The 4,797-nt window shown below is 31.1% G+C and carries 4 protein-coding genes and 1 pseudogene; all 5 read right to left on the reverse strand.

Going from position 1 to position 4,797, the window contains the following annotated elements; all coding sequences use genetic code 11:
* Positions 1-199 (reverse strand): annotated as a pseudogene (locus HMPREF2737_RS09700) (pathogenicity island protein); the annotation flags it as partial.
* 415 nt (positions 200-614) lie between these two features.
* A complete protein-coding gene (locus HMPREF2737_RS09705) occupies positions 615-1,259 on the reverse strand; it encodes a pathogenicity island protein (protein ID WP_037551744.1) in 645 nt (214 codons plus the stop codon).
* A gap of 4 nt (positions 1,260-1,263) precedes the next feature.
* Complete coding sequence (locus HMPREF2737_RS09710) at positions 1,264-1,782, reverse strand: GNAT family N-acetyltransferase (protein ID WP_037551746.1); 519 nt, start codon at positions 1,780-1,782, stop codon at positions 1,264-1,266.
* Positions 1,783-2,091: 309 nt separating this feature from the next.
* The gene (locus tag HMPREF2737_RS09715) at positions 2,092-3,792 is read right to left on the reverse strand and encodes a DUF927 domain-containing protein (protein ID WP_037551749.1); all 1,701 of its coding nucleotides are present in this window, start codon (positions 3,790-3,792) and stop codon (positions 2,092-2,094) included.
* Between the two features lie 14 nt (positions 3,793-3,806).
* Positions 3,807-4,679, reverse strand: a complete 873-nt coding sequence (locus tag HMPREF2737_RS09720) for a primase alpha helix C-terminal domain-containing protein (protein WP_037551751.1) — start codon at positions 4,677-4,679, stop codon at positions 3,807-3,809.
* Between the last annotated feature and the right edge of the window lie 118 nt (positions 4,680-4,797).

Here is a 4,797-nt window from a genome sequence, read left to right on the forward strand (position 1 = left end):
TGTATCCGATTGGATAACCATAATCAACTACTAAGCTATTAATCGTATTTCTTAACCATCTGTCGTTGTTTCTGTTAAATTCCATATTTAATTGATTAAATATATTTTGCTTAGTAATAATCTCGTGCTTAGTGTTGCGTAATACGTTTAATACTCTGATATGATCGTTCGTTAATTCTTTTTCAATTGTTATTGTCATTGTTTTATCCTCATTTCATTCTTAATTGAGCAGACCTAAGTAAATGAGGAGGTATTAAATGAAACAAATCAATCAATTTACAATTTTTAACTATTTTGCATTCGTGATTTCAGTGAGCAAGAAACTAACCAATATACATAAAAGTATAATTACTTCTATAACACTATTATACTAAATTTACACCTAAATAACAAACAAATGTTCTTATTTTAGTAACGTTTATATAACTTCTTAACATTCCATTTAACACTATAAATAAAGCGTTTATACTACTTTTCATACAATTTCACACACTTTCTATTATAGAACTTATGTTCGTTTTTGCCTTAACTCAATCTAAAATCATTAACAAATCTTAACAATTACGATTTATATATAAAAAGCCATGCACCTACTAAGTGCATGACCGATAAATTTATGATTTCACTCCATTGTAATAAGAGTGTTTCAACTCATTTAATTGTTCAATTAGTACTTTACTATCATCTGCATTAGCCTTTTCATTCTGAATAAATTCAGTAATAATTTTCAAGCCCTCAACTAATTCTGGTGATGGTTCATTAATGCCAGTAGCTAACTGATACAACATTTCCATATTACCTATAACATCTGCATTACTAGTTTGAACGCCCTCAAGTTCATCTATATTAAAATCTCTACTCATATAATCGAACATGTCACTATTATTGCTTTCTGCAAATGTTTCTAGGCCATACATGAAATAATCATTATCAAACATGAAACTAGCCATCATATCGCTTATAGTGTCATGTGTGCCATCTGGTATTTCATAACCTGCATAATGACCCTCGATACTCTCTATAAGTCTCTCAGTATGCTTTTCTGAGGCAATCTCAAAAGTTTTTCTCACTTCACAATCTTTGATTAATACATGAGCATACATCTTCCCTTTGCTCATCATATACACAACATTAAACGGATCATTATATATCTTAAATGCAAAAGGTAATTTATAACTACTTTCACACAGTCCAGTAAAATACCTTAATAATGTTGCTGCTCTAGTTTCAAATTCATTTGCTATAATTTCAACGTTCATATTGTTACGCCTCTTTTCTTTTAATCATCAAATTTTCTTTTGCTCTTCCAAGTTTACCTATGCTTTCAAAACCATATTTTTCAAAATATCTAGTATTAGAAATGGTTTCAGTCCATAAACAAATATCAACTTTCATAACGGAAGTTATTTGTAAAACTTCATTCATTAACTGGTTGCCATAACCTTTTTTAAGTGAATTTAAATTGTCAATTTCAACTATCCAATCATCAGTAAAGTAGTCAGTATGTTTCGGATTAGGTTGTTTAACATTAAATGAAATCGCACTTTTAAAATCTTTAGTAAATAAATGTAGCGATCCATCACTAATATATAAATAATATTTATCTCGAAGTAGTAACACTCTACTCAACATTGTCTTATGCTCTTTTGTAGGTGCATACATTAATAAACTCATTAAAATTTTAGTAATTTCATTTTGACTATCTTTAACATGTTTTCTAAACATTACATTCTTACTTAGCATTTTAAATTGTTGATATCCTTGTTCTGTAATTGTTGTCATTTTTGACCTCCATATTTTATAAGTGGGGACTAGTACCCAGTGAGTACCCATTATAATTATTTGTTGGGGACTGCTTTAACCCTTGATATAATCCGGTTTATTAGAAATAGTCCCCATAGTCACCACTTTTATAAACAATAGTGGTTATATATTTAAATACTCTTACTTTATTTTAATTATTCATTAAATACACTATTAATCATTTGGGGACTTTGGGGACTAACTTAATTAAAGTGTTGATACAATAACTTTTATTCAGTCCCCAATTATATTTTTAAATGGGGACTATTTGGAGACTTCGGGGACTTTTTAATTATATGGATTATGTGAATTAGAGAAATCAAATCCTAATTCTTTTACAACCTCATTTTTAATGGCATACCCTCTGTTTTTTTGAGAATTAAACCTAACTTCTTTTTGTATTCTGTCTTTACTAGTTATTAAATAGCCTTTTTTATCCCATTGGCCTGTAATTGTCTGCATTTCATGTCCTAATTTTTCGTGTACCGTTTGACCTAATATACATAGATAATCACGTTTGTATATTGCTTTGATATCACCGTTTTTAACTGAACTATAACCATCACCAGCAATATTATTTCTATTCGCATCTAAATACTGAAGTAACTCCTCTAACAGTTGCTTAGGTTTATCTATCGTTTTATTATTTCTAACCATACTGTCATAGGCTTGTTCAATAATTTTAAAATGATCGTGTTCAAATCCCTCAATATCATTTAGAATTTCTCCAGTAACCTGTAATAATGCAAATGCACGACCTAGTCGTTGCATTATTTCATTACTACCTTTTTGATTAAAATATCGTTGATAGCTTTCAAAAGCACTCTTATATTCCTCTTGTCTAGCTTCATATTGTTTAATGAATGCTATGCCTAACGTACCGTAGTTTTCTCTAAATGCTTTATCTAATGTAGTGAAGTCAAAGTTATCTGGATATGGTTGATCTTGTAGCGTTACAACACGAGCAGATACACCAGCTTTCTCATCTGCCATATTAGAAATTGATGCCTCACCAGTAGAAAGCATTATATTTCTCCATTCTTTTTTAGCATTAAGTGTTAAATTGATGTTACTTCTTGATTTACTTTCACCACTAGAAAAGTTATAAGTTGCATTGGCTACAAATTTAGGATTAGAATTACGTGTATCATCTTTAAATATTGGAAATGAATTTAAGAATGATGCCATAGCTTCAATACTATTCTTTGTAGATCCCCATGTAGTGATAAGGTCACTTGTACCCCATACACTTGAAACTAAATTTAATGTGAATGTCTTACCTGTTGAGGTGCTACCTGATATTTCTACAATAAAAGGCTGTAGCCCAAATTCATGCAACAACACTGAACCTAGTGACGCATATAACATAACCATAACCATTGGTAAGCCTTTAATTTGGTTAAATACCTGCTTTGAATAACTTTCAAGCGTTCCTTTACTTTGGAACGAATCTATTAACTTTTGAAAGCCTCTATCATTGTTAAATAACTTTATATTGCTGTTTTTCATTTCTTTTTGATAGGGATAAATAAAATATCCTTTCACATGACCCAAACGAGTGGCTACATCAACATTTACTGGTGGATTATATCGTTTAGACTTATTGATATAATCAATCAACCTAGTTGAAGTGGTTGAAGTTACATCTAATTTCCGATTAACTAATTTTAGTAATTGACGACTGTCAGATATTTCTTCAGCACTAACACCTATGTTCACTGGTAAATGATTATCATAAAAAAGCATATTAAAACTCACTTCATTACTTTCAATATCTTCGAATCGTTCAGTGATTTGGGGAATTGTATTAGTGATAAATATTTTTTTATCTGGTTCGCCATCTTTTTTACTAGGAATAATTTGATAAAGCGCCACACCATTTTGATGTTGTTCAATTTCATAACCTTTGGGAATAACTTCTTGAATAGCATCTTTTTCTTGCTTAACTTCTTCAATTTCGTGAAGAATATCCTCTTTAGTTAGTTCCATATACTTCCCCCTTTCTATTTATTACGATGTTTCTTTAAAATTGATTGAAATGTAGCATTTATCTCACGTTCTTTTAATGGAGGCTTACATGCATTTTGTCCCCATAGCAAAGCATATGAGTATACAATGTATTCATTCACATGTCGGCTAAACAAATGTCCTATCAAACTAGCTAATGAATTATTACGATTACCTTTTTCAACAGAAAAACTAATATCACGCCAATAAGCATCATCACGTTTGTTGTAGTTATTTATAATTGGTTGATCTGTTGGCACTTCGGTTTCTTCCGTCCACTTTTCGAGTGTCTCAACGTTCAAAATGGGAGCGTCATTATGTTGATGTAAGAATGGATATTTATCTTGTTGATATACGGGCAAGGCCATCGCTCTGCTAGGTTGAAAGCTCCCCTCATCTACCCTATGACCTATCTTGCTTACTAACACTTTTGTATACTTACGGTAATCATCTGCATTAACACGCTCACTTAATGGCACATACAAGCGTATTCTAGGGCTTTCTGTTTGGTGATTAAACGTAGTATGCCAAAACCACGCAACACCTTTTAAAGTGTCTGTAATTGCATCATGCAGTGGTCTCAAATTGGGTATATCATCATAATCCAACACTAGAACATCACGATAAATCACATTGTCATTGTTACGGTACTTTTTGTATTCTTTACCATCTTCATCAATACCATCTTTTATATCACCGTATACTGCAACACCACGAGCATATTTATTAGTATTATTTTGTGGTATCGCTAATCTATTAACTAATTCACTCCATTTAGGTTGTGAAAAACTCTTAAAGGAACGAGAATCTAGGTTGTTATACCAAACTACCGATACTTGGGCATCGTGTTCTAGCTTTATTTTTTTCAATTTCTTCACCTCTGATGAAACAACAGAGCAAAAGATGTTATAATAAAATTGTGTAATTTCTTAATTACTCCGTTGTTTTTTTAGTTGTATATTATGCGTTATCTGATTTAGTCGCCAA

It is taken from the genome of Staphylococcus sp. HMSC069D12 (assembly GCF_001810405.1).
GTDB lineage: Bacteria > Bacillota > Bacilli > Staphylococcales > Staphylococcaceae > Staphylococcus > Staphylococcus haemolyticus.

Bases quoted from the DNA above. Each gene is read 5' to 3' on its own strand.
- HMPREF2737_RS09705 (WP_037551744.1), bottom strand. From the start codon at position 1,259: ATGAACGTTGAAATTATAGCAAATGAATTTGAAACTAGAGCAGCAACA.
- HMPREF2737_RS09710 (WP_037551746.1), bottom strand. From the start codon at position 1,782: ATGACAACAATTACAGAACAAGGATATCAACAATTTAAAATGCTAAGT.
- HMPREF2737_RS09715 (WP_037551749.1), bottom strand. From the start codon at position 3,792: ATGGAACTAACTAAAGAGGATATTCTTCACGAAATTGAAGAAGTTAAG.